The organism is uncultured Sphingomonas sp. (assembly GCF_913776855.1).
Lineage (GTDB): Bacteria > Pseudomonadota > Alphaproteobacteria > Sphingomonadales > Sphingomonadaceae > Sphingomonas.
Map to the genome: position 1 here is coordinate 194,680 of NZ_CAJYQD010000034.1, position 26,683 is coordinate 221,362.

At 66.8% G+C, this 26,683-nt stretch carries 23 protein-coding genes and 1 tRNA gene; 6 read left to right on the forward strand and 18 right to left on the reverse strand.

The annotated features are described in order from the left end of the window. Nucleotides 1-34: 34 nt before the first annotated feature. On the forward strand, nucleotides 35-1,201 hold the full coding sequence (locus QZ755_RS10695; protein WP_294322644.1) for a glycosyltransferase: 1,167 nt from the start codon (nucleotides 35-37) through the stop codon (nucleotides 1,199-1,201). Between the two features lie 212 nt (nucleotides 1,202-1,413). Here QZ755_RS10695 and QZ755_RS10700 read toward each other — a convergent pair whose 3' ends face one another. From QZ755_RS10700 to yajC, 4 genes are read right to left on the reverse strand one after another with little or no spacing between them, the layout of a single operon-like run. Further along, nucleotides 1,414-1,779, reverse strand: coding sequence for an MTH938/NDUFAF3 family protein (locus QZ755_RS10700; RefSeq protein ID WP_294322646.1), 366 nt, complete (start codon nucleotides 1,777-1,779; stop codon nucleotides 1,414-1,416). Further along, entirely contained in the window at nucleotides 1,776-2,738 is a 963-nt protein-coding gene (gene secF, locus QZ755_RS10705) for a protein translocase subunit SecF (protein ID WP_294322647.1), read from the reverse strand. Before secF ends, QZ755_RS10700 begins: the two co-directional genes overlap by 4 nt. A gap of 12 nt (nucleotides 2,739-2,750) precedes the next feature. Continuing rightward, entirely contained in the window at nucleotides 2,751-4,343 is a 1,593-nt protein-coding gene (gene secD, locus QZ755_RS10710; RefSeq protein ID WP_294322649.1) for a protein translocase subunit SecD, read from the reverse strand. Continuing rightward, the gene (gene yajC, locus QZ755_RS10715; RefSeq protein WP_294322652.1) at nucleotides 4,343-4,687 is read right to left on the reverse strand and encodes a preprotein translocase subunit YajC; all 345 of its coding nucleotides are present in this window, start codon (nucleotides 4,685-4,687) and stop codon (nucleotides 4,343-4,345) included. Before yajC ends, secD begins: the two co-directional genes overlap by 1 nt. 160 nt (nucleotides 4,688-4,847) lie before the next feature. On the opposite strand from yajC, the gene QZ755_RS10720 reads away from it, so the two are divergent. Next, a tRNA-Pro gene (locus QZ755_RS10720) sits at nucleotides 4,848-4,924 on the forward strand. A gap of 439 nt (nucleotides 4,925-5,363) precedes the next feature. Here the strand turns inward: QZ755_RS10720 and QZ755_RS10725 are convergent. From QZ755_RS10725 to dapA, 12 genes are all read right to left on the reverse strand, one after another. Continuing rightward, entirely contained in the window at nucleotides 5,364-5,564 is a 201-nt protein-coding gene (locus QZ755_RS10725; RefSeq protein ID WP_294322654.1) for a hypothetical protein, read from the reverse strand. A gap of 355 nt (nucleotides 5,565-5,919) precedes the next feature. Beyond that, the gene (locus QZ755_RS10730; RefSeq protein ID WP_294322656.1) at nucleotides 5,920-6,564 is read right to left on the reverse strand and encodes a glutathione S-transferase; all 645 of its coding nucleotides are present in this window, start codon (nucleotides 6,562-6,564) and stop codon (nucleotides 5,920-5,922) included. A gap of 136 nt (nucleotides 6,565-6,700) precedes the next feature. Continuing rightward, the gene (gene recA / locus QZ755_RS10735) at nucleotides 6,701-7,795 is read right to left on the reverse strand and encodes a recombinase RecA (protein ID WP_294322657.1); all 1,095 of its coding nucleotides are present in this window, start codon (nucleotides 7,793-7,795) and stop codon (nucleotides 6,701-6,703) included. Between the two features lie 105 nt (nucleotides 7,796-7,900). Continuing rightward, nucleotides 7,901-8,488, reverse strand: coding sequence for a hypothetical protein (locus QZ755_RS10740; protein ID WP_294322658.1), 588 nt, complete (start codon nucleotides 8,486-8,488; stop codon nucleotides 7,901-7,903). 49 nt (nucleotides 8,489-8,537) lie between these two features. Further along, a complete protein-coding gene (locus QZ755_RS10745) occupies nucleotides 8,538-9,689 on the reverse strand; it encodes a hypothetical protein (protein WP_294322660.1) in 1,152 nt (383 codons plus the stop codon). 62 nt (nucleotides 9,690-9,751) lie between these two features. After that, a complete protein-coding gene (locus tag QZ755_RS10750) occupies nucleotides 9,752-10,105 on the reverse strand; it encodes a response regulator (protein WP_294322662.1) in 354 nt (117 codons plus the stop codon). 56 nt (nucleotides 10,106-10,161) lie between these two features. Beyond that, nucleotides 10,162-12,549, reverse strand: a complete 2,388-nt coding sequence (locus QZ755_RS10755; RefSeq protein ID WP_294322664.1) for an ATP-binding protein — start codon at nucleotides 12,547-12,549, stop codon at nucleotides 10,162-10,164. 309 nt (nucleotides 12,550-12,858) lie between these two features. Further along, complete coding sequence (locus QZ755_RS10760) at nucleotides 12,859-14,922, reverse strand: M13 family metallopeptidase (RefSeq protein WP_294322667.1); 2,064 nt, start codon at nucleotides 14,920-14,922, stop codon at nucleotides 12,859-12,861. Between the two features lie 248 nt (nucleotides 14,923-15,170). Then, nucleotides 15,171-15,662, reverse strand: coding sequence for a DUF2062 domain-containing protein (locus tag QZ755_RS10765; RefSeq protein WP_294322688.1), 492 nt, complete (start codon nucleotides 15,660-15,662; stop codon nucleotides 15,171-15,173). 79 nt (nucleotides 15,663-15,741) lie between these two features. Continuing rightward, nucleotides 15,742-16,224 carry an SsrA-binding protein SmpB gene (gene smpB / locus QZ755_RS10770; protein WP_294322668.1) on the reverse strand — a complete coding sequence of 161 codons (483 nt, stop codon included), beginning with the start codon at nucleotides 16,222-16,224 and terminating at the stop codon, nucleotides 15,742-15,744. Nucleotides 16,225-16,411: 187 nt separating this feature from the next. Beyond that, on the reverse strand, nucleotides 16,412-19,003 hold the full coding sequence (locus QZ755_RS10775) for an ATP-binding protein (protein ID WP_294322670.1): 2,592 nt from the start codon (nucleotides 19,001-19,003) through the stop codon (nucleotides 16,412-16,414). A gap of 71 nt (nucleotides 19,004-19,074) precedes the next feature. After that, nucleotides 19,075-19,959: a 4-hydroxy-tetrahydrodipicolinate synthase gene (gene dapA, locus QZ755_RS10780; protein ID WP_294322671.1), complete on the reverse strand. Its 885-nt coding sequence runs from the start codon at nucleotides 19,957-19,959 to the stop codon at nucleotides 19,075-19,077. A 69-nt stretch (nucleotides 19,960-20,028) separates the two neighbouring features. Here dapA and QZ755_RS10785 point away from each other — a divergent pair, with 69 nt between their 5' ends. From QZ755_RS10785 to QZ755_RS10800, 4 genes are all read left to right on the forward strand, one after another. Continuing rightward, a complete protein-coding gene (locus QZ755_RS10785) occupies nucleotides 20,029-22,077 on the forward strand; it encodes a transglycosylase SLT domain-containing protein (protein WP_294322673.1) in 2,049 nt (682 codons plus the stop codon). Further along, entirely contained in the window at nucleotides 22,074-22,556 is a 483-nt protein-coding gene (gene greB / locus QZ755_RS10790) for a transcription elongation factor GreB (RefSeq protein WP_294322675.1), read from the forward strand. Before QZ755_RS10785 ends, greB begins: the two co-directional genes overlap by 4 nt. Nucleotides 22,557-23,037: 481 nt before the next feature. Then, the gene (locus QZ755_RS10795; RefSeq protein ID WP_294322676.1) at nucleotides 23,038-23,418 is read left to right on the forward strand and encodes a DoxX family protein; all 381 of its coding nucleotides are present in this window, start codon (nucleotides 23,038-23,040) and stop codon (nucleotides 23,416-23,418) included. Nucleotides 23,419-23,462: 44 nt separating this feature from the next. After that, nucleotides 23,463-24,239, forward strand: coding sequence for an NYN domain-containing protein (locus QZ755_RS10800; protein ID WP_294322679.1), 777 nt, complete (start codon nucleotides 23,463-23,465; stop codon nucleotides 24,237-24,239). Between the two features lie 16 nt (nucleotides 24,240-24,255). Here QZ755_RS10800 and QZ755_RS10805 read toward each other — a convergent pair whose 3' ends face one another. Next, nucleotides 24,256-25,431, reverse strand: a complete 1,176-nt coding sequence (locus QZ755_RS10805) for a histidine kinase dimerization/phosphoacceptor domain -containing protein (RefSeq protein WP_294322680.1) — start codon at nucleotides 25,429-25,431, stop codon at nucleotides 24,256-24,258. Nucleotides 25,432-25,441: 10 nt separating this feature from the next. Then, nucleotides 25,442-26,683 (reverse strand): energy-dependent translational throttle protein EttA (gene ettA, locus QZ755_RS10810; protein ID WP_294322681.1); only part of this gene is annotated, 1,242 nt, incomplete at its 5' end.

Below are 26,683 nucleotides of genomic sequence, written 5' to 3' on the forward strand. Positions count from 1 at the left end.
AGCCTTCACCCTTTTCCCGCTACACCGGCCGGCGATGCTGCGTGTCCTGACCCTCGCCACCCTGTTCCCCGATGCCGTGCGGCCGAATTTCGGGGTGTTCGTCGAGCGCCAGACGTTGGGGCTGGCTGCGCTGGAACAGGTGGAGGTGCGGGTGATCGCGCCGGTCGGCCTGCCGCCCTTCCCGCTGTCGCTGCATCCGGGCTACCGCGCCTTGGCCGCCCTGCCGGAGCAGGAGATGTGGAAGGGACTGTGTGTCGACCGGCCACGTTTCCTGAATGTGCCCGCGACGCAGGGGCGGTTCCATGTCGCGGGACTGGCACGGCGTCTCGTGCCGCACCTGACCCGGTTGCGCGAAAGCTTTGCCTTCGACGTCATCGACGCCGAATTCTTCTTCCCCGACGGACCTGCCGCCGTCGGGCTGGGCAGGCGGTTCGGCGTGCCGGTGTCGATCAAGGCGCGCGGGGCCGACATCCACCATTGGGGCCATGCACCTGCCACCGCCGCGCAGGTCCGCGCCGCCGGACAGGGCGCCGACGGGCTGCTGGCCGTATCGCAGTCGATGGCCGACGATATCGCCGCCGCCGGAATCGACCGGCCGGTCCGCGTCCATCGCACCGGCATCGACCGCAGCCGCTTCGGCAGTATCGACCGTGCCGACGCGCGCCAGCGGCTGGGCATTACCGGCCCGCTGGTGGTGTCGCTGGGCGCGCTGATCCCGCGCAAGGGGCATCGGATCGTGCTGGACGCGGTGGCCGCATTGCCCGGTGTCGGGCTGTGGATCGTCGGCGGCGGGCCGGATCACGCGGCGCTGGCGGCGCGGATCGCGGAACTGGGCATCGGCGACCGGGTGATGCTGTGCGGGGCGATGCCGCATGGCGACCTGCCCGACGTGTTGGCCGCCGCGGACGTCATGGCGCTGGCATCGTCTTCGGAAGGACTTGCCAATGCCTGGGTCGAGGCGTTGGCCAGCGGGACGCCGATCGTCATTCCTGATGCCGGCGCCGCGCGAGAGGTCGTGATCGTGCCGGCCGCCGGACGGATCGTCGCGCGGGAATCGAGCGCCTTCGCGCAGGGGATCGCGGCGGTCCTGTCGCAGCCGGTCGACCGGCAAGCGACGCAGGCGGTGGTCGAGGCGTTCAGTTGGGAGCGTAATGCGCTGGAGTTGCGCGCGCATCTGGCGGGATTGGTGGCGGGGCGGTGACCGCCTGACCACAGATGTCGCCGATTGTTCCCGTCGGATCGCGCGTCATCCCAGCGCAGGCTGGGATCTCCTGATGATAGCACGCAACAAGAGCCGCTCGAGGCCCTAGCCTTCGCTGGGGCGACGGTTCAATTTCGACGGATCGGCCCCGAAGCACGCTTCTTCATCGACCTATCCCAGCCGGTGCCGGGAAGACGAAGACGTTTATCGCGTCAGAGCGGATAGAACGCCGCCGCGATTTGCCGCCCCTCGTCGCGCAGCACGCCCCAGGCGCGGGCGGCGGCGCGGCTGTCCATCGCCTCGATCCCCAGCCCCAGCGCGTCGAGCTGACGGACCAGCGCGCGCGGCGGCTGGCGCAGCGTCGCGCCGGTGCCGAGCAGCAGGAACTCCGGCTGCATCGCCAGCACCGCTGCCAGCGCATCGGCATCGAGCGCCTCGAACGCCGGCGGCTCCCACAGATCCGCGCGCTGCGGGGTCATCAGCAGCGCGGGATAGATGCCGTCATCGACGCGAAACCCGGCGCTGGTCAGGCCGGAGACGACCGGGCCGTCGCCCTTGCGGACCCGGTCGAGCTTCACCGCGGCGCCTTGCCCGGCGCGATGTCCTTGACCGTCCCCTCACCCACCGGCGCACCGGGCTTCAGCTCCAGCGTGATGAGCAGCGACGACGACACATAGATCGACGAATAGGTACCGACGACCACGCCCAGGATCATAGCGGCGGTGAAGCCGCGCAGCACATGGCCGCCGAACACGAGCAGCGCCGTCAGCGCCAGCAGGATGGTCAGCGAGGTCATCACCGTGCGCGGCAGCGTTTCGTTGACCGACAGGTCGATCAGCTCGCGCATCTCCATCTTGCGGAACTTGCGCATGTTTTCGCGGATACGATCGTCGATCACCATCTTGTCGTTGATCGAATAGCCGATGATGGTCAGGACCGCCGCGACGATGGTCAGGTCGAACGCGAACTGTTCGCGGAACAGCGCGAAGAAGCCCAGCGTCATCAGCACGTCGTGGACGATCGCGACCGCCGTCGACACGCCGAACTGCCACTCGTAGCGGAACCACGAAAAGATCGCGATGCCGACGATCGCCAGCATGACCGCGAGGATGCCGTTGGTCACCAGTTCGTTGGAAACCTTGCCCGACACGGTCGAATAGTTGCTGAAGGTCGCGCCGGGGAATTCGGCGGCAAGCGTCGCCTTCACCCGTTCGACCAGCCGGTCGGTCGCGCCCGAATCCCCCTCGGGTACCGGCAGGCGGATCGACACGATCGTCGGATCGCCGAACTGCTGGATCGCGGGTTCACCCACGCCCAGCCGTTCGATGCTCGCACGCACCTTGTCGATCGCCGGCGGAGCGGCGAACTTCTCTTCGATCGCGACGCCGCCCATGAAGTCGACGCCGAAGTTCAGGCCCCGCACGAACACCAGCCCGACCGCGAGGATGCTGAGGATCAGCGTCACGGTGAACGCGATTTTCCGCAGCGCGACGAAGCGGATGTTGGTGTTGTCGGGAACCAGCTTGATGAGACGCATGACGCCGGGGCCTTAAATGGTGATGTCGGTCGGACGATGGCGGCGCATCCATCCGGCAACCAGCATCCGCGTGAAGGTGACGGCGGTGAACACCGAGCTGGCGATGCCGAGCAGCAGCACGACCGCGAACCCGCGGATCGGGCCGGAGCCGAGGATCAGCATGATGAACCCCGCAATGGCGTGGGTCACGTTCGCCTCGAAAATGGTCCGGCTCGCTTCCTTGTAGCCCAGCTCGAGCGATTGCAGCACGCTGCGCCCCCGCCTGCGTTCTTCGCGGATACGTTCGTTGATAAGCACGTTCGCGTCGACCGCGGTACCGATGGTCAGGACGAAGCCGGCAATACCGGGCAGCGTCAGCGTCGCCTTCAGGAACGCCATCACCGCCAGGATCATCAGGATGTTCAGCACGACCGCGATGGTCGAATAGATGCCGAACCGGCCATAGGTCATGACCATGAAGGCGATGACGGCGACCGTCGCGATGATCGCGGCGGTCACGCCCGCCTTGATCGAATCGGCGCCCAGTTCGGGGCTGACCGTGCTTTCCTGCACGACGGTCAGGTCGACCGGCAGCTTGCCCGAGCGCAGCGCGATCGAGAGCTGGTTGGCCGAATCGACGGTGAAGCCGCCGCTGATCGTCGCGCTGCCGCCGAGGATCGGTTCGTTGATGTTCGGCGCGGAAATGACCGAATTGTCGACGATGATCGCAAACGGCTTGCCGGTGTTTTCCTGTGTCACCTTTGCGAAGCGGCGACCGCCTTCCGCATTGAAGTTGATCGTGACGTTGGGCTGGCCGTTCTGGTCATAGGTCTGGCGCGCATCGGCGAGCTGATCGCCCGAGATGATCGTGGTGCGCTTGACCGCGATGCCGCCGCCCTGCGCCGGATAGGGCAGGATCTGGCTGCCGGCCGGGGCCTGTCCGCGTGCGACGGCAGCCGGATCGGCGGTCAGGTCGACCAGCTTGAATTCCAGCCGCGCGGTCTTGCCGAGCAGGTCCTTCAGCGCCTTCGGATCGGACAGGCCCGGCACCTGCACGACGATGCGGTTGCTGCCCTGCTGGATGATCGTCGGCTCGCGCGTGCCCAGTTCGTCGATGCGGCGGCGCACGACCTCGGTCGCGTCCTTCATCGCATTCTCGACCGCCAGCTTCAGGCCGGCCTGCGTCGGCGTCAGGACGAAGCGCGTGGTGTCGCGCACCTCGATGTCCCATTCGCGCTGGCCGGTCATCCCCGCCCCGCCGCCGGTCAGCCCGAGCAGCTTTTCACGCGCGGCATCGACCTGTGCCGCGTCGCGGACCATGAAGCTGATCTGCCCGCCGCGGGTCGAAATATCGCCGACCGCGACGCGCGGGTTGCGGCGCATTTCGGTCGCGATCATCTCACGCATCGCTTCGACCCGCGTCGCCGCGACGTCCTGCGTCTGCGCTTCGAGCAGGATGTAGCTGCCGCCGGCCAGATCGAGGCCGAGGTTGATCGTCTGCGACGCGTACCAGTTCGGCAGCTTTGCCCGCACCGATTCCGGCAACAGGCTCGGCACCGCGAACAGCGACAACAGGATCACGGATGCCCAGATGGCGATCCGTTTCCAGCGGGGAAAGTCGAGCATCAGTCGTTCGCGGGCTTGGCGCCGGCGGGCGGCGTGACTTCGGCGATCGTCGCCTTCACCACGCGGACGCGGGTGTTGGCGGCGATTTCCACCTCGACGAACGCGTCCTCGACCTTGGTCACCCGGCCGATGACGCCGCCGGCGGTGACGACCTGGTCGCCGCGCTTCACAGCGGCGATGGAGGCCTGCAGCGTCTTCATCCGCTTCGACTGCGGACGGATCAGCAGGAAGTAGAAGGCGACGAAGATCAGCAGCAGCGGCGCGATGCCGACGAGCGTGCCGATGAAACCACCCGAAGCCGCAGGGGCGGCAGCGGTCTGGGCGAAAGCGGAAGGTACGAGCATTGCTGGCCTGAATGTCCGAAAAAGCGGACGCCGCGGACACGGCATCCTGATTAACTGCGGGCAGCTATCACCTGCACGGGTCCCACGCAACATTTGCCCTTGTCGACGCTTCGGGCTTGCATGGCGGCGAAAGCGGGCCTAAAGGCGCGTCCTCTCTGATCGGGGCGTAGCGCAGCCTGGTAGCGCATCACACTGGGGGTGTGGGGGTCGCAGGTTCGAATCCTGTCGCCCCGACCAGAGAAATCGACGATCTACCGTCGTTCGAAGTTGGCCAGGATGTCTTCCTCCAGCCGCTTCCGAGGCAGGCTGCCTGATTCGCTCGAAGGCCGGGCGGGCGCAAGCCGCCCTGGCTTACGGAATGTCATTCATGCAACGCGCCGGCATCTGCCCCGGCTACGACCGGGTGCGCAGCGTGCCGCTGCAGTCCCGCGGATCGCCCAGCGCACCCGTATTGCCGGCGGCACGCGACAAAGAAGAGGTTTCGTAAGTCGCGTCGCTTCCGCGGAACTGGACTCCGAACAGCCCGTCGTGGCTGCGAAATTCCAGGCGCAGGTTCGACGGATGATAGGCGGAGATGACCTATTGGCGGCAGAGGCTCGCAGCCGCATCCACGCTGGAGCGATCGCTTTCATCGCCGCCGAAATAGATTTCAGTCCGATCTTCCCGCCAACGCGCGTCACGGCTTTGTGTAGTTCGCCACGGTCGACATCGCTCCAAACGCCGCCCACACCATCGAACAGGTCCGTCCCTGTGCGGCGCTGACCCGGACGAGTGCGCGGCTGAGGCGGACAAGATGGAGGTTCCTGCGGCGATGGTCGAGCCGCTCGATCAGGATGTCGAACGGGTGATCGCCGCGTTGAAGACGCGGGGCTGCCACGACGATACGATCATCCTGTTGCCGTCCGACGATGGGCCGATGGACAATGTGACTGAACAGTTCGTGCCTCGCTCGAAGGCCCCGATCCCAAGGCCCCGCCGGCCGACGCATCGCTCGGCATCGACAAACACCTGGCCAATATCGGGGCGATGACGAAATATGCCGGCTATGGTCCGGGTTGGGCGCAGGTCGACCCGGTGCCGTCCTGGCTAATGACGGTCGGCAGTTTCCGGTGCGCGACTGGTCATCGCGCCAATTCCCGACCTCGCATATCGGCTTTTGCGTTGCCTATCGCCCCTGACGACCTGCCCAAGCGGCTGTCGGCAGCGGTCGCCGACCCCACGCGGCAGATCGGTCAGGCATAGGCATAGGCTCCGCCGGCGGCGAGTGCGGCGCGGTACGCCGGGCGGGCATGGATGCGGTCGAGCCAGGCGATGATGTGCGGGCGCGAGCCGTCGAGGCCGGCACGGTTGCGCGCCGCCTCCAGCGGAAAGCTCATCATGATGTCGGCGGCAGTCATCGTGTCGCCCGCGAACCAGTCGTGCCCGGCCAGATGCGATTCGACGTAATCCAGATGGACGTCGATCATCGGCTGCACCTTCTTCTGCGCAGCCTTGCCCAGGAGCGGCACGCGGCCCAGCACCAGCTTCACCAGCAGCGGCGGCATCAGCGAGCCTTCGGCATAGTGCAGGAAATGGCGGTAGTGCAGCGCATTGCGGCGATGCGCCGGGGTCCCCAGCCGGCCATCGGCCTTTTCGACCAGATATTCGACGATCGCCCCGGTTTCGGCGACGACCAGCGATCCGCCGGCGCTGCCCGCGTCGCTGTCCTCAATGACTGGCGACTTGCCCAGCGGGTGGATGCGGCGCAACTCGGGCGGGGCCAGCATCGTGGCCTTGTTCCGCTCATAGCGTTTCACCGCATAGGGCAGTCCCAGTTCCTCCAGCAGCCACAACACACGCTGCGACCGGGAATTTTCAAGGTGATGGACGACGATCATGGGACCCCCACATGCGGAGCGTTCGAATGGCAAAGTTCACAAAGTTCACACTCGCCAAACGATCCATCGCGACCGACGCAAAGGCGACCGGTCGTGACGAAAGCGGGCGGCAACCCACCGGTCGCCGCCCCGATCGTTACATCTCGTCGTCGCCGTCCTCGGCATCGGGACCGGTCATCATTTCCTCGGCGACCTTTTCGGTCCGCTGCCGGATCGCAGCCTCCAGCTTGTCGCGCAGTTCGGGATGTTCGGTCAGGAAATTCTTGGCGTTTTCCCGCCCCTGCCCGATCCGCACGCTGTCATAGCTGAACCATGCGCCCGACTTCTCGACCAGCCCGGCCTTGACGCCCAGGTCGAGGATCTCGCCGATCTTCGAAATACCCTGCCCGTACATGATATCGAATTCGACCTGCTTGAACGGCGGCGCGACCTTGTTCTTCACCACCTTTACGCGGGTGGTGTTGCCGATGATCTCGTCCCGGTCCTTGATCTGGCCGGTGCGGCGGATGTCGAGCCGGACCGACGCGTAGAATTTCAATGCGTTGCCGCCGGTCGTGGTTTCCGGGTTACCGTACATCACGCCGATCTTCATGCGCAGCTGGTTGATGAAGATCACCATGCAGCGCGAGCGGCTGATCGAACCGGTCAGCTTGCGCAAGCTCTGCGACATCAGACGTGCCTGCAGGCCGACATGGCTGTCGCCCATCTCGCCCTCGATTTCGGCACGCGGAACCAGCGCGGCGACCGAATCGACCACCAGCACGTCGATCGCGTTCGACCGCACCAACGTATCGGTAATCTCTAGCGCCTGTTCGCCGGTATCGGGCTGCGACACGATCAGTTCGTCAATGTTGACGCCCAGCTTCTTCGCATAGACCGGATCGAGCGCGTGTTCGGCGTCGACAAAGGCCACGGTACCGCCGCCCTTCTGCGCTTCCGCCAGCACATGCAGCGCGAGCGTCGTCTTGCCCGAGCTTTCCGGCCCGTACACTTCGATCACGCGCCCGCGCGGCAGGCCACCGACGCCAAGGGCGATGTCGAGACCCAGCGAGCCGGTCGAGATCGCCTCGACCTGCATCGCTTCCTTCTGGCCCAGCTTCATCGCCGAACCCTTGCCGAATGCCCGGTCGATCTGCGCCAGCGCGGCGTCGAGCGCCTTTTGCCGTTCGCCCGCCGCCTTGTCGTTCGCTGCCGCCATCTTGCTATCGACCGCCTTCAGATTTGCCGCCATGTCCAGCCTTTCGCGTAGAGCAACCGCGCCGAGGGTTCAACGCGCCTTGTTGGATTTGCATGTATTCGTTTTGTTCCCGTTCCGCAAGGGCCCTGGAACGTCGGTTCACAGCGGCTTGCCGTTCTTGTCCAGCAGTTCCATGCGATAGGAACAGCCGTAGAGCGTCTTGCCCGGCAGGGTGGTGACATTGCTGATCGACCGGGCGATGGTAACATGGGAGCCGAACGGATCGTCGGCGGTCGCGGGCACCGTTTTGTCGACGACCACCTTCTGCCCGAGGAACTTGCGGAAACCACCTGCCGGCATGGCAATGCCGAGGTCCCGGTACATCGCATCGGCATCCAGCGCGTTCGCAATCCCCTCCCCCTTCGCCACCACGGCCGGATCGGCCACGTCGAGGATCGCGACGATCCCCGAGGATGAAAAGGCGATGCGCCGGGTCGACCAGCTGCCGATCCTGATCGGCGAGGGCAGTTCATATTCATCAAGCATCGGATTGCCGCTGTCGACCTTGCGCCAGCCGCGCTTGCGGGCAATCTGTTCCTCGCCCGTGATCGCGAAGGCGAAACCGTTATAGGACGGCACGTCCAGCCTGCATTGCAGCGCATCGACCTCGCTGATCGTCGTCGGGTCGAAATCGTCCTCGGCCGGGGCGGCGAGCGCGATCAGGGCGGCAGATAGCTGGGCGATCATTCCGGTATCGTAACGTACAGCCTGAGATCAGGGCAATGGCGTCGGGTGGTCAACTGCTGGTGCCGGTCGCCTCCGCAACGCGACGCTTCTGCGCTGCCGTCATCGCCTCGGTTTCGGTCAGGTCGACGATGTGGGTAGTGGCCCGGCCAGCGCGCTGCGCAATCCGCGAACCGGTCACGAAGTCGAAGGCCGACCGGATCGTGAAACGGTCAATGCGATAGATGCCGGGATGCCCCGCCGGAACCTCCAGCGGAATATATCGGCGTTCGCGGACCTGTTGCAGCACGGCGCGTTCCCACTGCCCCAGTCCGGACGTGGTCAATATTTCGGCATCCGAAGTTCGCCCGTCTGGCCGGATCCAGTATCCCACATCGGCCAGTCGGATATCGCCGGTCGCGGCCCCGTTCGACATCATGCCGGCGGGGGCCTGAACGTCCTCCACCGGTCGTGACGACAATAGCGTCGGACGGGCGACCGCCGACTGGCGGAGCCGTGCGGCCAGCGCATCGATCGCACCGCCATCCCCCTTGCGCAGGGCGATGCGCGCCAGGAATATCGCGTGCAGGTCGTTCATCGTGCGATTCGCCGGGCCGGCAATGGCAATGGCGTCATCCATCAGCCGCATCGCGCGCTTCTGGTTGCCCAATCCCATTTCCAGCCACGCCAGGCGGAACGTGGCCCCCGCCGCGAGGTCTGTCTTTCCGCTGTCGAGCGCGAGGCGCTGTACCTTGGTGAGGGTACCGGTTGCCGAGGAAATGTTGCCGTTTTCGAGCAGATCGCGGGCCAGAGTCATTTCCTCCTGCAAGGTCGCCGGATTGGATGGACCCAGATATTTGCGCAGGACCTGAACATTGCCGCGCGACGCATACATCCACTCGCGCGGATATCCGTCATGCTCGGCCACGGTGGCAAGCGTCGCATATAGGCTGGAGACCGGTCCGGGCAGGTCCGCGGCATGGCGGCGGTTACGCGCGATCGACCGGAGCAACACATGCCGGGCCTTCGCATAGCGCCCGGCCGAAAATTGCTCGACCGACGCCTGGAGCGAGGCTTCGACATCCTCCGCCGGCGGGCATTTGCGCGCCAGGCAGGCGGCCAGCGCGTCCGTTGCGCGGTGGCCGACGACCACGATCTCTTCGGGCGGGGCGGCGGGTGGCGGGGCGGTCACCTGTGCGACCGCAAGCAGGATCGTGGGCAGCATGGATCATGCTCGCCCGAACGACCTGCCCTGTCAATCAATCCCGTGCCGGATCGGCCGAGAGGTCAGCCGAGATCGTTCAACGCCTTTTCGACGGCATCCATAGTGAACGGTTTCGACAGGACCGGGCGGTCGCGGTGCGCGGGTTCGATGGTATCGCCCGATCCGCCGGTCGCCAGCACGAACGGGATGCCCGCCGCCGCCAGCTTGTCCGCGACCGGCCAGCTTTTTTCCCCGCCGCGCAGATGGACGTCGAGGATCGCGCCGTCGACGCCGCCCTTGTCGATCGCCGCAACGGCGGACGCCACGCTGTCGGCGGTGCCGGCGACGGTGCGGCCGAGCATGTCGAGAAAATCCTCGAGCATCATGGCGATCAGGGGTTCGTCCTCAACCAGGAGGATACGCGCAGGTGACGTCATAACGGCCGGTCCTTAGCGGTCAAAGCAGGAACACCGCAACCCAATTCGCAGGCTGTTCAGGACTTTGCCAGCGCATCGCGCGCGGCGGTCGCCAATTGTTGCACCGAAAACGGCTTTGGCAGGAACGATACTTGATCCAGATCAATCGAACGGCGCAATTGTTCCTCGGCATAGCCCGACATGAACAGGATCGGCAGCGTCGGATAGACTTTGCGGACATGGCCGACCATCGTCGGGCCGTCCATCGTCGGCATGACCACGTCGGAAATCAGCAGATCGATATGCGGCCGGCCGGCCAGCAGCTCCAGCGCGGCCTCGCCATGTTCGGCGGTCATCACCGTATAGCCCTGTCGCGTCAGCGCACGTTCGGCGATGGCGCGGACCATATCCTCGTCCTCCACCAGAAGAATCGTACCCGATCCCCATGCCGGCTCGGCCGGTTCGCTCTTCAGCTTCGGATTGGTGCCAAGGCGCGGCGCTTCGGCGGCGGCGGCATGGACCGGCAGATGAATGACGAAGGTCGAGCCCTGCCCGGCGCGCGATTCGGCAAAGATATAGCCGCCCGACTGCTTGATGATGCCATAGACGGTCGACAGGCCGAGTCCGGTGCCCTTGCCCACTTCCTTGGTCGTGAAGAAGGGTTCGAAGATCTTGGGCAGCACGTCGGCGGGAATGCCGGTGCCGGTGTCGGATACCTTCAGCGTCACATAGTCGCCGACCGGCAGCACGTCGTCGTCCATCGCGCGCACCTCCTGCGCGCTGGTCGCCAGCGTCTCGATGGTCAGCACGTTGCGGTTGCCGCCCTGCGCCAGCATCGCGTCGCGGGCATTGACCGCGAGGTTGACGACGACCTGTTCGAGCTGCCCTGGATCGGCGCGGACCGAACCCAGCCCCCGGCCGTGGTTGACGACCAGTTGCACCGTTTCGCCGAGCAGGCGCTTCAGCAGGTTCGACACCTCCGAAATGACGTCGGGCAGCTGCAGCACCTGCGGGCGCAGCGTCTGCTGCCGCGAGAAGGCGAGCAGTTGGCGCGTCAGGCTGGCGGCACGGTTCGAATTGGCGCGGATTTGCTGGATGTCGTCATAGTCGCTGTCGCCGGGGGAATGGCGCATCAGCATCAGGTCGCAATGGCCGATGATCGCGGTCAGGATGTTGTTGAAATCATGCGCGACGCCGCCCGCGAGCTGGCCGACCGCCTGCATCTTGGTCGCCTGCGCCACCTGCCGCTTCAGCTTGCCCTCCTCCCCCGTATCGCGCAGCGACAGGACGACGGCAGCCTCGCCCAGGCCCCGCGCGCCGGCGATCGACAGCGCGATCGGTTCGTCGGCACGGTCGTTCAGCCGCACCGCCATGTCGGCGCTGTGCTGCGCCCCGCCGGCAAAGCGACGGACCGCATCGGCCAACGCCGCCTTGTCCTCGCGCACCACCAGGTCGCCGGGATAGAGCGGCGGGGCGACGGGATTGACGCCGGTCGCGCGGACGAAGGCATCGTTCATGTGAAGGAAGCGCCCGTCGCGATCGACCAGCGCCATGCCGACCGGCAGCAGCGAGACGAGCGCGCGGACCTGCGCCGCCGATCCAGGTGCTGCGATCGGCATCAGGCCGACCGGCGCCTCTTCCTCATCCAGCATCGCGACCAGCATTGGCCCGGCGGGATCGTCGACGAACGGCACCTGCACGATGCGCAAGGGGTCGCCGCCCAGCCCTTCGCGTTCGAAGCGGACCCGGCCGCGATTGTCGGTGACGAGGAAGCGGGCGAAGTCGCGCCCCTCGATCGCGGCGTCCTCGTTACCCACGGCACGCGCACGGAAGACGCGGTTGGCGGCGCGGATACGGCCATCGGCGCTGAGCAGCGCGACCATGACGCCCGCCGTGCCCAGCCGCTCGCCCGCGTCGCCCGCGATCATGGCGCGCATCGTCACCGCCTCGGCGATCGCCTGTCCCCCTTCGAAGCGCCAGACGAGCATCGATTCGCCGGCACGGGCCAGTGTCGCCACGACGGGGGCGTCACCCTGTCGCACGGTCACCTTCGCCTCGCCATCGCGCCATGCGGCCCGCGCGGCTCCCGACAGCGCGCTGGCATCGACGCCCTCGCCCAATACGCCCGGCGGGGTGGGATAGCCGCCAAACAGCGCGGCATAGCGGTCGTTGGCACATACCAGCCGCCCCGCGCGATCGGTCACCGCCACCGCGTGCGGACTGACCGAGGCAAGGGTCTGCGCCAGCGACCAGTCGACCACCGGCTCCGCCACCTCGGCACCGCCGGTCCAGTGGCGAAGGCCGAGCGCCACGCCCGCCAGCACGATCGCCGCCGCGACGAATCCGATCGCGACGGGAAGGCTGCCGATCGTCCACAGGATCAGCGCCGCCGCGATACCCCCCGCCACCAGCGCGATGGCAAGCGGCAGGATCGATGTGGAGGCGGATGGGGATTTCGACAGCATGACAAGGCTGTTGGGGTGGTTCGGGGGGCGGCGTCAAGCGGGGTGTCGGCCGATCGGGCGCGGGGGTGCGATCGGACGGGGTCTGGCGGGGTGTGGTGCCTGTGGCAAGGCGTACCCCCGCGGAGGCGGGGGTCCAGGGCCCGGATAGCCAACGTCAGTCTACCTGGCTCTGGACCCCCGCCTGCGCGGGGGTACGGCTTTGGTTTGGGGCGGTTCCCCTACCTCATACCGTACCCCAGCGGAGGCCGGCCCCCAACTGGGCCCCGGCCTTCGCCGGGGCACGATATGGAAGGAGAAGCCGAAACGCCCTTACCAGATACGGACGCGCTTGTCGGCTGGCAGGAACAGATACTCGCCCATCGCCGGCTTGTAGCCCTGATACCACGGATCGAGGTTGCGGACGACCCACGCGCGCTGTTCGGACGGGCTGTGCGGGTCGGTCAGCAGCCGCTGGCGCAGGTTCGCCTCGCGGTAGCTGCGCCGCCACACCTGCGCCCAGCCGAGGTAGAAGCGCTGTTCGGGGCCGAAGCCGTCGATCACCTTCTGATCGTTCGGATAGGCATGGGTGTACGCGTCCCACGCGGCGGTCAGGCCGGCCAGGTCGGCGATGTTCTCGCCCAGCGTCAGTTCGCCCTTCACGTGCAGGCCGGGCAGCGGCTCGTACGCGTCATATTGCTTGACCAGCGCGGCGGTGCGTTCCTCGAAGCGCTTCACGTCCTCGGACGTCCACCAATCGGTGAGGCTGCCGTTGACATCGTACTTGCGGCCCTGATCGTCGAAATGGTGGCTGATCTCGTGTCCGATCACCGCGCCGATCGCGCCGTAATTGACCGCCGGATCGGCATTCGGGTCGAAGAAGGGCGGCTGCAGGATCGCGGCGGGGAACACGATCTCGTTCATCACCGGGTTCGCATAGGCGTTCACGGTCATGGGGGTCATGAACCATTCCCACTTCTGGATCGGCTTGCCCAGATGCTGCACGTTGTAGCGCTGCTGCCACTGGTTCGCGCGGACCATGTTGCCGTACGCATCGCCCGGCGTGATCGTCAGGTCGCTCATGTCGCGCCACTGGTCCGGGTAGCCGATCTTGGGCGTGAATGCGGCGAGCTTGGCGCGTGCCTTCGCCTTGGTTTCCGGTGCCATCCAGTCGAGATTGTCGATCCGGCGGCCCATCGCCTGCGTTACGTTACGGACCAGTTCGTCCGCCGCCGCCTTGGTCGCGGGCGGGAAATATTTGGCGACATAGGCCTTGCTGACGTCGTCGGCGACCGCATCGGCGGTGAAGTCGACCGCGCGCTTCCAGCGTTCCTCCTGCTGCGGCGTGCCCGACAGGACCGTGCCAAAGAAGGCGAAGCTCTCCTGGTCGAATTTCTGCGGCAGGACGCTGGCGAAGCTGTCGAGCGAGCGGACCAGCATCTGGTCCTTCAGCACGCCGAGCGGCGCGGCGCCGATGACCTTCGCCATGCCGGTGAACGCAGTCGGCTGGGCGACGATCACGTCGGTGGTGTTGGCGCCCAGACCCCGGAAATAGGTGGCGAAGTCGAAGCCCGGCGCACGGCGCTGCAGCTCGGCGACGGTCATCTTGTTATAGGTCTTGTTCGCATCGCGGCTTTCGATCCGCGTCCAGTGCGCCTTCGCGATCTGGGTTTCGAACGCGACGATCGCGGCGGCGCGCGCGGCGGCATTGGGTTCGCCCGCCAGCGTCAGCATCTTGGCGAGGTGCGCCTCATAGGCCTTGCGCTGTTCGACCAGCTTGGCGTCGGTCGACAGATAATAGTCGCGGTCGGGCATCCCCAGACCGCCCTGCGCGGTTTGTAGCGCATAGACGGTCGGCTGCTTGTCGTCCGGACCGACATAGGCACCGAACGGCGCACCGACGCCCGCCTGCGACGCCTTGGCCGCGAGCGCGGCATAGCCGGCCTTCGACGACAGGCCCTTGATCTCGTTCAGCCAGGGCTGGATCGGGGCAAGGCCCTTCGCCTCGATCGCCGCCTGGTCGAGATAGGTCGCATAGGCGGTGCCGATCTTCGAATTGGGATCGCCCTTCGCCGCGTCGAGCAGTTCGCGGGTGCGCGTCTTCGACAGGTCGTCCAGCGCGGTGAACATGCCGTAGTTCGACTTGTCGGCCGGGATCGGGGTGATGCGTTCCCAGTTGCCGTTGGCATATTTGTAGAAATTGTCGCCCGGCTTCACGCTGCGGTCCATGCCGGCCACGTCGAAGCCGAAATCGCCGATCTCGGGCTTGGGTGCCGCTGCTTCGGGCGCAGGCGCCGGCGTGGTCGCGGCGGTTTCGACCGGGCCGGTCGGCGCGGTGGTGCAAGCCGACAGGGCCGACGCCGCAAGCAGGGTGGTGAGGACGAAACTACGCCGCATCGAATAAGCCTCTTCGTATCGGGTGATACCGCAATGCTGCACCCCGGCTTATCGATCGTCAATATCTGGTTTGCCGTACCCCCACCCTACCGTTCGGTTCGAGCAGCTTCGAGCGAAGTCGAGAAGCGTCCGTCGAGAACGGCGTGCTTTGGGCAACCCCTTCTCGACTTCGGTTCTCGACAGGCTCGAACCTGCGCTCGAAGCAAACGAGGTGGTGGATGGAATAGGGGTTCAGTTGGCGGGTGGGATCAGGCACGCCCCCCATGCCCGCGCCGCTTCCACTTTGCGGCGATCCACCACCGCCAGCCGAGCGCCGCGATGGCATAGCCAAGCACCGCGCCGGCCACCGAACACACGACCATGCCGAGCGCGGTCGCGGGTCCCACCTCCGCCACCAGCCATTCGAGCCAGCCCGGCGGGGCGGCGACAGCGTTGCCGATCGGATCGCCCGGCACCACGCGGTCGAGGTGCAACAGCCACGCCCCGACCTTGTAGTAGAGGATGAACAGCAGCGGCGTGGTGATCGGGTTCGTGAAAAAGGTCGTCAGCGCCGCCGCCGGGACGTTCGCGCGCAGCGGCAGCGCGAGGACGGCGGAGGCCGGAATCTGGCCCAGCGGAATCAGGATGCCGGTGAACATGCCCAGCGCGACCCCGCGCGGAACCGAGCGGCGGGTGAAGCGCCACAGTTCGGGGGCCAGGACCCGGTGCGCGACGGGCCGCAGGAACCGGTTCGCCTCCATCGATTCGCGCGTCGGCAGGTTGGCGCGAATCCAGCGCAGCGCGCGCGCGCCCAGCCGCCGGTCATCGTCGCCTCGCAGGTCAGCCACGGTCGCGGAGCAACCTTCCCTGTTCACGCTTCCAGTCCCGTTCCTTGATATGCTCGCGCTTGTCGTGGGTCTTGCGCCCCTTGGCCAATGCCAGTTCGACCTTCGCCCGCCCCTTGCCGTTGAAATAGACGGAGAGCGCGATCAGCGTCATGCCGTCGCGCGCCACCGCGCCGTGCATTTTGTTTATCTCACGTTCGTGAAGCAGCAGTTTACGCGGGCGGCGCGGTTCGTGATTGAACCGGTTGCCATGGCTGAATTCGGGCACGTTCGAATTGATGAGCCACACCTGCCCATCGCGGACATCGGCATAGCTTTCGGTGATCGATCCTTCGCCGAAGCGCAGCGACTTCACCTCGGTTCCGGTGAGCGCGATGCCGGCTTCATACACCGTGTCGATCTCGTAATCGAACCGCGCGCGGCGGTTTTCGGCGACGGTCTTCTTCTTGTCGAACAGCTGGGGACGCGGACGGCTCATGCGCGGGACATAGGGTGTCGGGGGGCGAAGGGGAAGCGTCCGTCGCGCTCCTCCCCGCTCGCGGGGATGGGGACCGCCGCGAAGCGGGGGTGGAGTGGGTTGGCCGCATACGGAACGGTTGCGTGTGCGGCGACGCCCCTCCACCAGCCTGCGGCTGGTCCCCCTCCCCGCGCAGCGGGGAGGATCTTTATGCGTCGAGCGCCTCGCGCACCTTCCGCGCCAGTTCGTCCACGCCGAACGGCTTGGGCAACAACCGCGTGCCGGGGTCCAGCACGCCGTTATGCACCACGGCGTTGCGGGTATAGCCGGTCGTGTACAGCACGCGCAGGCCGGGCCGCATTGCCAATGCCCGATCGGCGAGTTCGCGACCGGTCATGCCGGGCATCACGACGTCGGTGAACAGCAAGGTGACGCGCACCCCCTGTTCGAGCAGCGCCAGCGCCTCCACCCCGTTCGACGCGTGGAGGACGCCGTAGCCCAGGTCGCGCAGCACCTCGACCGAGAAGCTGCGGACGCGCGGTTCGTCCTCGACCACCAGCACCATTTCGTCCGGCCTGCCCCGGCGGACCGGTTCTTCGGTCGCGCGCGGCGTCGGGGTCGGCGTCTCGCCATAGAAGCGCGGTAGGTAGAGGCGGACCGTCGTACCGACGCCCGGTTCGGAATAGATGCGGACATGGCCGCGCGATTGCCGGACGAAGCCGAACACCTGGCTGAGGCCGAGGCCGGTGCCGCGCCCCACCGGCTTGGTCGTGAAGAACGGTTCGAACGCCTTGGCCAGCACGTCGGGGGCCATGCCGGTGCCGGTGTCGGTGACCGCGATCATCACATATTGGCCCGCCGCCATGTCGGCCTCGCGCGCATAATCGTCGCCGACATGCGCGTTCGCCGTCTCGATGGTCAGCTTGCCGCCATCGGCCATCGCGTCGCGCGCGTTGACCGCAAGGTTGACGATGGCATTTTCCAGCTGCCCCCGGTCGGCTTCCGCCCGCCACAGCCCGGCGCTCAGCACCGTTTCGACCGCGATCGGTTCGCCCAACGTTCGGGTGAGCAGCTCGGTCAGGTCGGCGATCAGGCGATTGCCCTCGACCGGTTCGGGCGACAGCGGCGACTGGCGCGAAAAGGCGAGCAGCCGCTGGGTGAGCGCGGCAGCACGGGTCGCGCCGTCCTTCGCCGCCTCGACATAGCGTCCCACATCGCCACGACCGGCGGCGATGCGGCGTTCGATCATGTCGAGGCCGCCGATGACGACCGCCAGCATGTTGTTGAAATCATGCGCGATGCCGCCGGTCAGCTGGCCCACCGCCTCCATCTTCTGCAACTGGCGCACCTGCGTCTCGGCGGCGGCGCGGGCGCTGGCGGCGTTGTGGAGTTCGGTTGCGACGCGTTCGAGCTGTGCGTCCTGCCGCCCGACCTTCGCCTCCAGCCGGAGGAGCGCGTCGGCGCGCTGGACGGTGACCCAGCTGATCTCCGCCACTTCCTGCAGCAGCGCGATCTCACCGGGCAGCCAGTGCCGCGGGACGCCATGGCCGACGATCAGCAACCCTTCCAGCCGGCCGTCATGGCGTAGCGGCACGCACAGCCCGGATATGGCGGAATAGGACGATGCCTCGCTCTCGACAAAGGCCGGATCGGTCGCGAATTCGTCGGACACGATCGTCCGCCCGGCGCGCAGCAGCGCGGTATTGTCCCGCCCGAAGCGGTCGAGCGAATGTTCGCCAAGCAGCGGCGGCAGGACGCCATCGTTCCACCCGCCCATGTACCGCACGCGATTGGCCGCGATCCGGGCAAAGCCGACCCGTGACACGCGCAGCCATTCGCCCAGCGCACGGGCGGTAAAGCGCATGATCGCATCGGGATCGGTCGCGGCGCGTTGCCGGGCGCTCAATTGCAGGACGAATTCACGTTCGGCCTTGGCCGCAAGGGCGGCCAGCTCGGCCTGCTTGCGATCGTCGATGTCGTAGCTGACGCCGGGGAACCGCACCGGACGGCCGCTATCGTCAAACGTACAACGGCCCTGCGCCGAAACCCAACGCGCTCCCCCGTCACGACCGATGACACGATATTCGGCGACCAGCGTGCCATCGCCCGCCGGGTCCATCGCGCGTTCGATCGCGCGCTGCGTCTCGGTCAGGTCGTCGGGATGAATCCCTTCGAAGAAGGTGGCGATCGATGCGCCCTGCTCCGCCAGCGTCGGATCGACGCCATAGAGCAGCGCGAAACGGGTGTCGGCGCGGACGATATTCGCCTGTACGTCCCAGTCCCACGCCCCGATATTGCGCCCCGCCGACAGCGCCAGCTGCAGCCGTTCGTCGGCAGCGGCACGTTCCCGCTCCGCGACGACGCGCGCCGTCGTCTCTCCGGTCACACACAACAGGCCGGCGATGCGGCCGGCATCGTCAAAGGCGGGGGAATAGGTGAAGCTCCACCAGCTATCCTCCGGCTCCCCGGTGCGGGCGAGGTCCAGCTTCATGTCGGTCGCGACGACATGGCCGCCGGCCATGGTCTTGTCGACCAGCGGGATCAGTTCATTCCAGATGTTCGACCAGACGACGTCGAACCGCTCACCCAGCGATCCGGCAATCCGAACGCCCAGCAGCGGGCGATAGGCGTCGTTGTAGAAACAGCGCAGCTCCGGCCCCCATGCCAGGAACATCGGCGTGGGACAGGACAGGATCATCGCCAGCAGCGACCGCAGCGATACCGGCCAGCCGTCGATCGGGCCAAGCGGGTGGGTCGACCAGTCTCGCGCGGCGATCTCCGCGCCGGTCACCGTCTGCACTGAAAGGGGTCCGTTTGGCATATGCCCCGCGTGTTACGCCGCTGCCCCCGTCACGGCAATGGATCTCCCCCTCAGCGTACCAGCCCGGCATAGGCGAGCGCGGCATCGACCGCCGCCCGCGATGCTTCGGACGCGGGTGTCATCGGCAGGCGCAGGTCGGTCGGGAACCCCGGACGCACCCGGCCCAGCGCATATTTGACCGGGCCGGGCGACGCATCGCTGAACAGCGCGGCGTGGAGCGGAAACAGCCGGTCCTGGATGGTCAATGCACGGGCATAGTCGCCGGCGGTGCAGGCGTCCTGGAACTCGGCGCACAGGGCGGGCGCGACGTTGGCGGTGACCGAAATCGCGCCGACCCCGCCCATCGCGTTGAAGGCGAGCGCCATGTCGTCATTGCCCGACAGCTGGGCAAAGCCGGTGCCGCAGCGCAGCCGGTGTTCGGCGACGCGCGCCATCTGTCCGGTCGCGTCCTTGATCCCGACCACGACGTCCGGGAACGCCTTCACGATGCGCTCGACCGTTTCGACATTGATGTCGGTGATCGTGCGGCCGGGGACGTTGTAGAGCATGATCGGCAGCCCGCCTTCGCGCGCCAGCACCTCGAAATGGCGGAACACCCCCTCTTGGTTGGGGCGGTTGTAATAGGGCGGGACCAGCAACGCGGCGGCAGCGCCCGCCGCCTTCGCGGCATGGATGTGGTGCAGCGCGACGGCGGTGTCGTTCGACCCGCAGCCCGCGATCACCGGCACCCGGCCCCGCGCCTGGTCGACGCAGACGCGCACGACATGGTCATGCTCCTCGATCGTCATCGTCGCCGCTTCGCCGGTGGTGCCACAGGGGACGAGTGCGCTCGACCCGCTTTCGATCTGCCAGTCGACCAGGGCACGGAACGATGCTTCGTCGAACCGGCCGTCGGCAAACGGGGTGACGAGCGCGGGAATCGAACCGGAAAACATGGAAAACGCGCTCCGCAGACTGAGATTTGGGCCGAAAAGGTGGCGACAGATAGGGCGGGCTTCCATATCATGTCCAGTATGCTGACCACCGTGTTCAAGAGCGCGTTCCTGCTCACCGGCGTCACGAGCGCCGCCATGGCCGCCGGGATGTTCACTCCCGCCGCGCAAACCCCTGTCCCTGCCCCTGCCCAGCCGATGGTGCAGCCGGTCCCCCTGCCCGCCCGACCGATGGTCCAGCCGGTGGCGCAGACCCCGGCCTACGACCCGATCCAGCCGGTACTGGCCGACTGGAAACGGCTGCAGCAATCGGACAATTACCCCTTCACCGACTATGCCCGGTTCCTGCTGGCGCATCCCGGTTTTCCCGGCGAAACCAGCCGGCGCGCGGCGGCGGAGACGGTGCTGGCCGATGGTGCGCAGGACCCGGCGACGACCTTGCGATTCTTCGACCGGTTCCCGCCGCTGACCGCCGCCGGGCGACTGCACATGGCGGAGGCGCTGGCGGCAAGCGGGCGGATGGCCGAGGCGCAGGAAGCGGCGCGCGCCGCGTGGCGCCGGGGTGCGCTGCGCCCCAATGACGAGGCGAAGCTGCTCGGGCGGTTCGCCTCTGCGCTCACCCCGCAGGATCACGATGCGCGGATGGACCGGCTGCTGTGGCAGGGGGCAACGACTGCGGCCGGTCGCCAGATCAGCTATGTCTCGACCGCAATGCGCCCGACCTTCGACGCGCGGATGGCGTTCCGCACCAATGCGGCGGATGCCAGCGTGCGCGGCGAACAGGCCGGCGTCGACCGCGCCGATCCAGGCTATATCGGCGACCGTGCCAGCTGGCTGCGCGGATCGGGCCAGTCGGGGGCGGCACGCTCCTACCTCGCCCAGCCGCGCCGATTGTCGCGGACGCCGGGCGATGTCGAGGAGTGGCTCGAAGTGCTGCTGACCAATGCGAAGGCTGCGCAGGCCGACAGCCAGTTCGACCTGGCCTATCGCATCGCATCGCAGATCGACGATGCCTTTCCCGCCGGCACGGTCATTGCGGACGCCGCCTATGGCGAGCGTGACGACTATACCAGCCTCGCCTGGCTGGCGGGCACGGTGGCGCTGCAGAAGCTGAACCGGCGCAGCGATGCGACGGGCATGTTCGCGCGCTATGCCAGCGGATCGCGCACCCCGACCGTGCGGACCAAGGGCTATTACTGGGCCGGTCGCGCGGCGGAGATGGCGGGCGACCGACCCACCGCCGATCGCTGGTACGCGCAGGCCGCCGACTTGGGCGACCTGTATTACGGACAGCTCGCCAGCGAACGCATCGGCCGTCCCTTACGCGCGCCGAGCAACACCGCCGATCCGGCCGCGATCCCGCCCGCCGTCCGCGCGGCGTACATGAACAGCGACGTGGTAAAGGCGACGCGCTATCTGGGCCGCACCGGTCAAGTTGCCGACCAAGGGTTGTTCATCCGCAAGATCGCGGAGGATGCGCGCAGCGACACCGACCATGCACTGGCGGTCGAGCTGGCGCAGGCGATCAACCGCCCCGACCTGTCGGTGATGGTCGGGCGCAGCGCGCTGGTGAACGGGCATAGCGACTATACGCTGGCGGGCTATCCATCGGTCCCGGTCAGCGGGGCGCAGCGCGACCAGTTCACGCTGATCCACGCCATCGCACGGCAGGAGAGCCAGTTCGACCGCACCGCCGTCAGCCGTACCGGCGCGCGCGGGCTGATGCAGCTGATGCCTGGCACCGCGCGCGAAACCGCGACCAAGCTGGGGTTGTCCTACAGCCCGAGCGCGCTGAACGACCCGTCGTACAACATGGCGCTGGGGTCGAGCTTCATTCAGCGAATGCTCGATTATTATGGCGGCAGCTATCCATTGGCGGTGGCGGCGTACAATGCCGGGCCGGGTAACGTAAACAAATGGCTGCGCGCCAATGGCGACCCGCGTACGCCGGGTGTCGATGTCGTCGATTGGGTCGAGAAGATCCCGTACAGCGAGACCCGCGGCTATGTGCAGCGGGTGCTGGAAAATGCGGTCGTCTATGACCTGATCCACACCGACAAGGCCCGCTCGCGCGGACCGAACAATCTCAGCTGGTATCTGGGGAAGAACCGACCGGGATGAGCGAACCGCGTCCGAATTACATTACGCCTGCGGGCTATGCCGTGTTGAAGGCCGAATATGACCAGTTGCTGGGCGAGGAGCGTCCGAAGCTGGTCGACGTCATCGCCTGGGCCGCCGGCAACGGCGACCGGTCGGAAAATGGCGACTATATCTATGGCCGCAAGCGCCTGCGCGAGATCGACCGGCGGCTGGGGTTCCTTGCCAGGCGGATGAAGGCAGCGCGGGTCGTCGACCCCGCCACCCAGACCGAACGCGGCCGCGCATGGTTCGGCGCGACCGTCACCATCGCCGACGAGGACGACAACCACCGCGTGCTGGAACTGGTCGGCGATGACGAGGCGGATGCCGGGCACGGGCGAATCGGCTGGAACTCGCCGATGGCGCGGGCGCTGCGCGGAAGCGCGGTCGGCGATGTGCGGACGGTCGCGCTGCCGGCAGGGGCAAAGGAATATGAGGTGATGGCGATCACCTATCCATGATGGCCTCCCGTGGGTGACGAGGGCATTATTCCGGCTCTCGTTGCTCTGCGCTTGGCAAAGACCTTGCGAAAGCACCACCCACCCGCCCCCGGCGATAGCGTACCCCCGCGCAGGCGGGGGTCCAGGGTCCCAGACGCAAGTCGTTGTTTTGCTTGGCTCTGGCCCCCCGCCTGCGCGGGGGTACATCCGGTCCTCCGGACAGCTCCGGATTGCATCAAAGCCCTGACGTACCCCGGCGGAGGCCGGGGTCCAGTTGGCAAGGCTTTTCCATATTTTACCTGCGTCCCCCGACTGGGCCCCGGCCTTCGCCGGGGTACGTTGGGGATAACCATCCACCCAGCGCCAAGCCGATCGGATCGTGCCGCGCTGCCGCGGAGCGCAGCCACGTCACCGCCGTGCAACGGATCGTTTCGATCCTTGCGCTTGGGCAACGGCCGTGCCGCTGCGACATAAGCGGCAGTTCCTTTCGGAGAAGCCCGTCATGCCCCTGCCCGCCTCCCTTGCCCCGCGCCTGCTCGCCGCGATGCGGATCGTCTTCGGCCTCGTGTTCCTGAGCCATGGCGTGTCGAAGCTGTTCGGCCTGCCGCCCTTTCCGATGCCGATGAACGGAATGCTGTATGCCTCGGCAGTGCTGGAACTGGTCGGCGGGGCGCTGCTGATCGTCGGGCTGTTCGTCCGGCCGGTGGCATTCATCCTGTCGGGCATGATGGCCGTCGCCTATTTCATGGTCCATGCGCCGCAAGGCCCCTTCCCGATCGCCAATGGCGGCGAGGCGGCGGTGCTGTACTGTTTCGCCTTCCTGTACCTGGCGGCCGCCGGTGGCGGTACGTGGAGCATCGACGCCGCGCGGTACCGCGACTGACGGTTTCGGTCGCCAGCGGAGATCGCGTGCGATAGACCCGCGCCATGGCCACCCATAACGCTCCCACCGGCAACGTCGCGTTGCTGATCGATGCCGACAATGCCGGCGCCGCCTATCTCGACTCCGTGCTGACCGTGCTGGCCGAATTCGGCACCGTCAATGTGCGCCGCGCCTATGGCAATTGGGAGAAGCCGGGCCTGAAAAGCTGGAAGGCGCTGTTGATGCGCCACGGCATCGAACCGTTCCAGCAGTTCGACATCACCAAGGGCAAGAACGCGACCGACATGCGCATGACCATCGATGCGATGGACCTGTTGTTGCGCGGTCGGATCACCGGGTTCGGGATCATGTCGTCGGACAGCGACTTCATGCCGCTGGCCCAGCGCATCCGGCAGGAAGGGGTGCCGGTCTATGGCTTCGGCACCGACCGCACGCCCGAAGGGTTCCGCGAGAGCTGCACGCGGTTCATCGACGTCGCGTCGCTGGATGTCGAGGATGTGGCGAACATGCCGCTGCCCCCGGCGATCGGCGGGGCCCCTGCCGCCGCAACGACGCCGGCGCCCAAGCCCGACCCCGCCCCGGCGCGCAAGAGCCAGAAGGTCGATGCCGCCCTCGTGAAACTGCTTTCGGACGCCTATGACGCATCGAAGGTCGACAAGCGCGGCTTTGCCAGCCTGTCCGAAGTCGGCCAGCGTGCGGCGAACCGGTCGAGCTTCGATACACGGAATTACGGGTTCAAGCGGCTGTCGGACCTGATCGAGAAGGTGAAGGCGTTCGAGGTGGAGCGGCGCGACACCGGGGTATTCGTCAAGCGGGTTTGAAGGATGGAAGGCCTGCCTACACCGCCTCGGGCAACGGCATCGCGAACGCGACATGCGTCCCCGGAGCGGCATCCTCGAACCGCAGCGTACCCCCCAGCTGCCGCGCCAGGCTGGTGACCATCCGCATCCCCAGGCTGGTGGGGCGCGCCGCCGCCGGATCGAACTCCGCCGGCAAGCCCTGCCCGTGATCGACGACCTCCAGCCATAGCTGACCATCCTCGCAGCGGGTTTCGATTCGCACCGGCCCGCCGCCCTCGCCATAGGCATATTTGATCGCATTCGTGACCAGTTCGGTCAGCAGCAGCCCCAGCGGGATCGCGGTATCGCCGCTGACCACCAGCGGCGCGATGTCGCAGTCGATCGCGTGGTCGGGCGCCTGTTCCTTCAACTGCTCGACGATGCCGCACAGCAACCGGTCGAGCGCGACGACACCGACGCGGTCGCCCTGCCACAGCTGGTCATGCGCCTGTCCGATCGCGACGATTCGCGCCTGCGCATCGCCCAGCATCCGCTGCACGCGGGGATCGTCGTCCTCGCGCATCTGCAGGTTGAGCATCGCCGACACCATCGCCAGGCTGTTCTTGACCCGGTGCGATGCCTCGCGGGTCAGCAGTTCCTGATGCTCGATCGCGGCGCGCAGGTTGTTTTCCGCCTCCAGCCGCTCGATCGCAACGCCGATCAGGTTCGCGAAGCCCTGCATGAACGCCAGGTCGTCTTCCTCGAACCGGCCGTCCGAGCGGCTGTCGACCTCCAGCACGCCGAAGCGGTTGCCGTTCGCCTCGACCAGCACGTTGATCGCGCGCTTGACGCCATGGTCCGCCATAAAGCCGGGCGTGCGAAAGCGCTTCTCGTCGCGCAGGTGGTTGGAGATCACCGCCTCGCCGGTCTGGAACGCGAAGCCCGCGGGCGAGGCCATGTCGTCGCCCATCTCCGCGCCGCCGACCACGCCCTCGTTCCAGCCGATGCCGGCACGAACGATCAGCCCGCCGCGCGCCGCATCATGGTGCAGGAATTTGGCAAGTCGGGTCCGCATTCCACGCGCGGCCAGTTCGACCGACGCGCGGACGATTTCGTCAATGTCCCGGCTGCGCAGCGCGATACCGCCGAATTCGGCCAATATGCGCTGCTGGTCGAGGCGATAGCGGATCGCATCGGCGGGATCGTCCGACCCCGCCCCGTTTTCCTCGACCACCGGCATCCGGTCAGCGCGTCAGCTTCTTGTACGCCAGACGCGTCGGCCGATCCGCCGCGTCGCCCATCCGGCGGCGCTTGTCTTCCTCATACGCTTCGAAATTGCCTTCGAACCATTCGACATGGCTGTCGCCTTCGAACGCCAGGATATGGGTGCAGAGCCGATCGAGGAAGAAGCGATCGTGGCTGATGACCACGGCGCAGCCGGCGAACGTCTCCAGTGCTTCCTCAAGCGCACGCAGCGTCTCGACGTCGAGGTCGTTGGTCGGCTCATCGAGCAGCAGAACGTTGCCGCCCTCCTTCAGCATCTTGGCCATGTGAACGCGGTTGCGCTCACCGCCTGACAGCTGGCCGACCTTCTTCTGCTGGTCGGGCCCGCGAAAGTTGAACGCGCCGACGTAGGCGCGCGTGCCCAACTCCTGCTTGCCGAAGCGGAACACCTCCAGCTCGTCGGAAATTTCCTGCCACACGTTCTTGTTCGGATCGAGGTGGTCGCGGCTCTGGTCGACGTAGCCGAGCTTGACCGTCGAGCCGACCTCGATCGTGCCGCCGTCGGGCTGCTCCTGCCCAGTGATGAGCTTGAACAACGTCGACTTGCCCGCGCCGTTGGGGCCGATCACGCCGACGATGCCGCCAGGCGGCAGCGTGAAGTCGAGCCCGTCGAACAGCAGCTTATCGCCGTACGATTTGGTCAGCCCCTTGGCCTCGATCACCTTCCCGCCCAGACGCTCGGGCAGCTGGATCAGAATCTGCGCCTTGCCCGCGACGCGGTTCTCCTGCTTCTCCATCAACTCGTCAAACGCCCGGATGCGCGCCTTGGACTTGGTCTGGCGGGCCTTGGGGGTCTGGCGCATCCAGGCGAGCTCGTCGGCGATCGCGCGCTGGCGTCCCGCCTCCTCGCGCTCCTCCTGCTCCAGCCGCTTGGCCTTCTTCTCCAAGTACCCTGAGTAATTCGACTCGTAGGTGTAGTAACGCCCGCGATCGAGCTCGAGCACCCAGTTGACGACGTTGTCGAGGAAGTAACGATCGTGGGTGACGAGGATGACGTTGCCGGTATATTCCTTCAGAAAATTCTCCAGCCACGACACGCTCTCGGCGTCGAGGTGGTTGGTCGGCTCGTCGAGCAGCAGAATGTCGGGCTTTTCGAGCAGCAGCCGGCACAAAGCCACGCGGCGCTTCTCACCACCCGACAAATTGGTGACAGGTGCGTCGGACGGCGGGCAGCGCAGCGCCTCCATCGCCTGTTCGAGCTG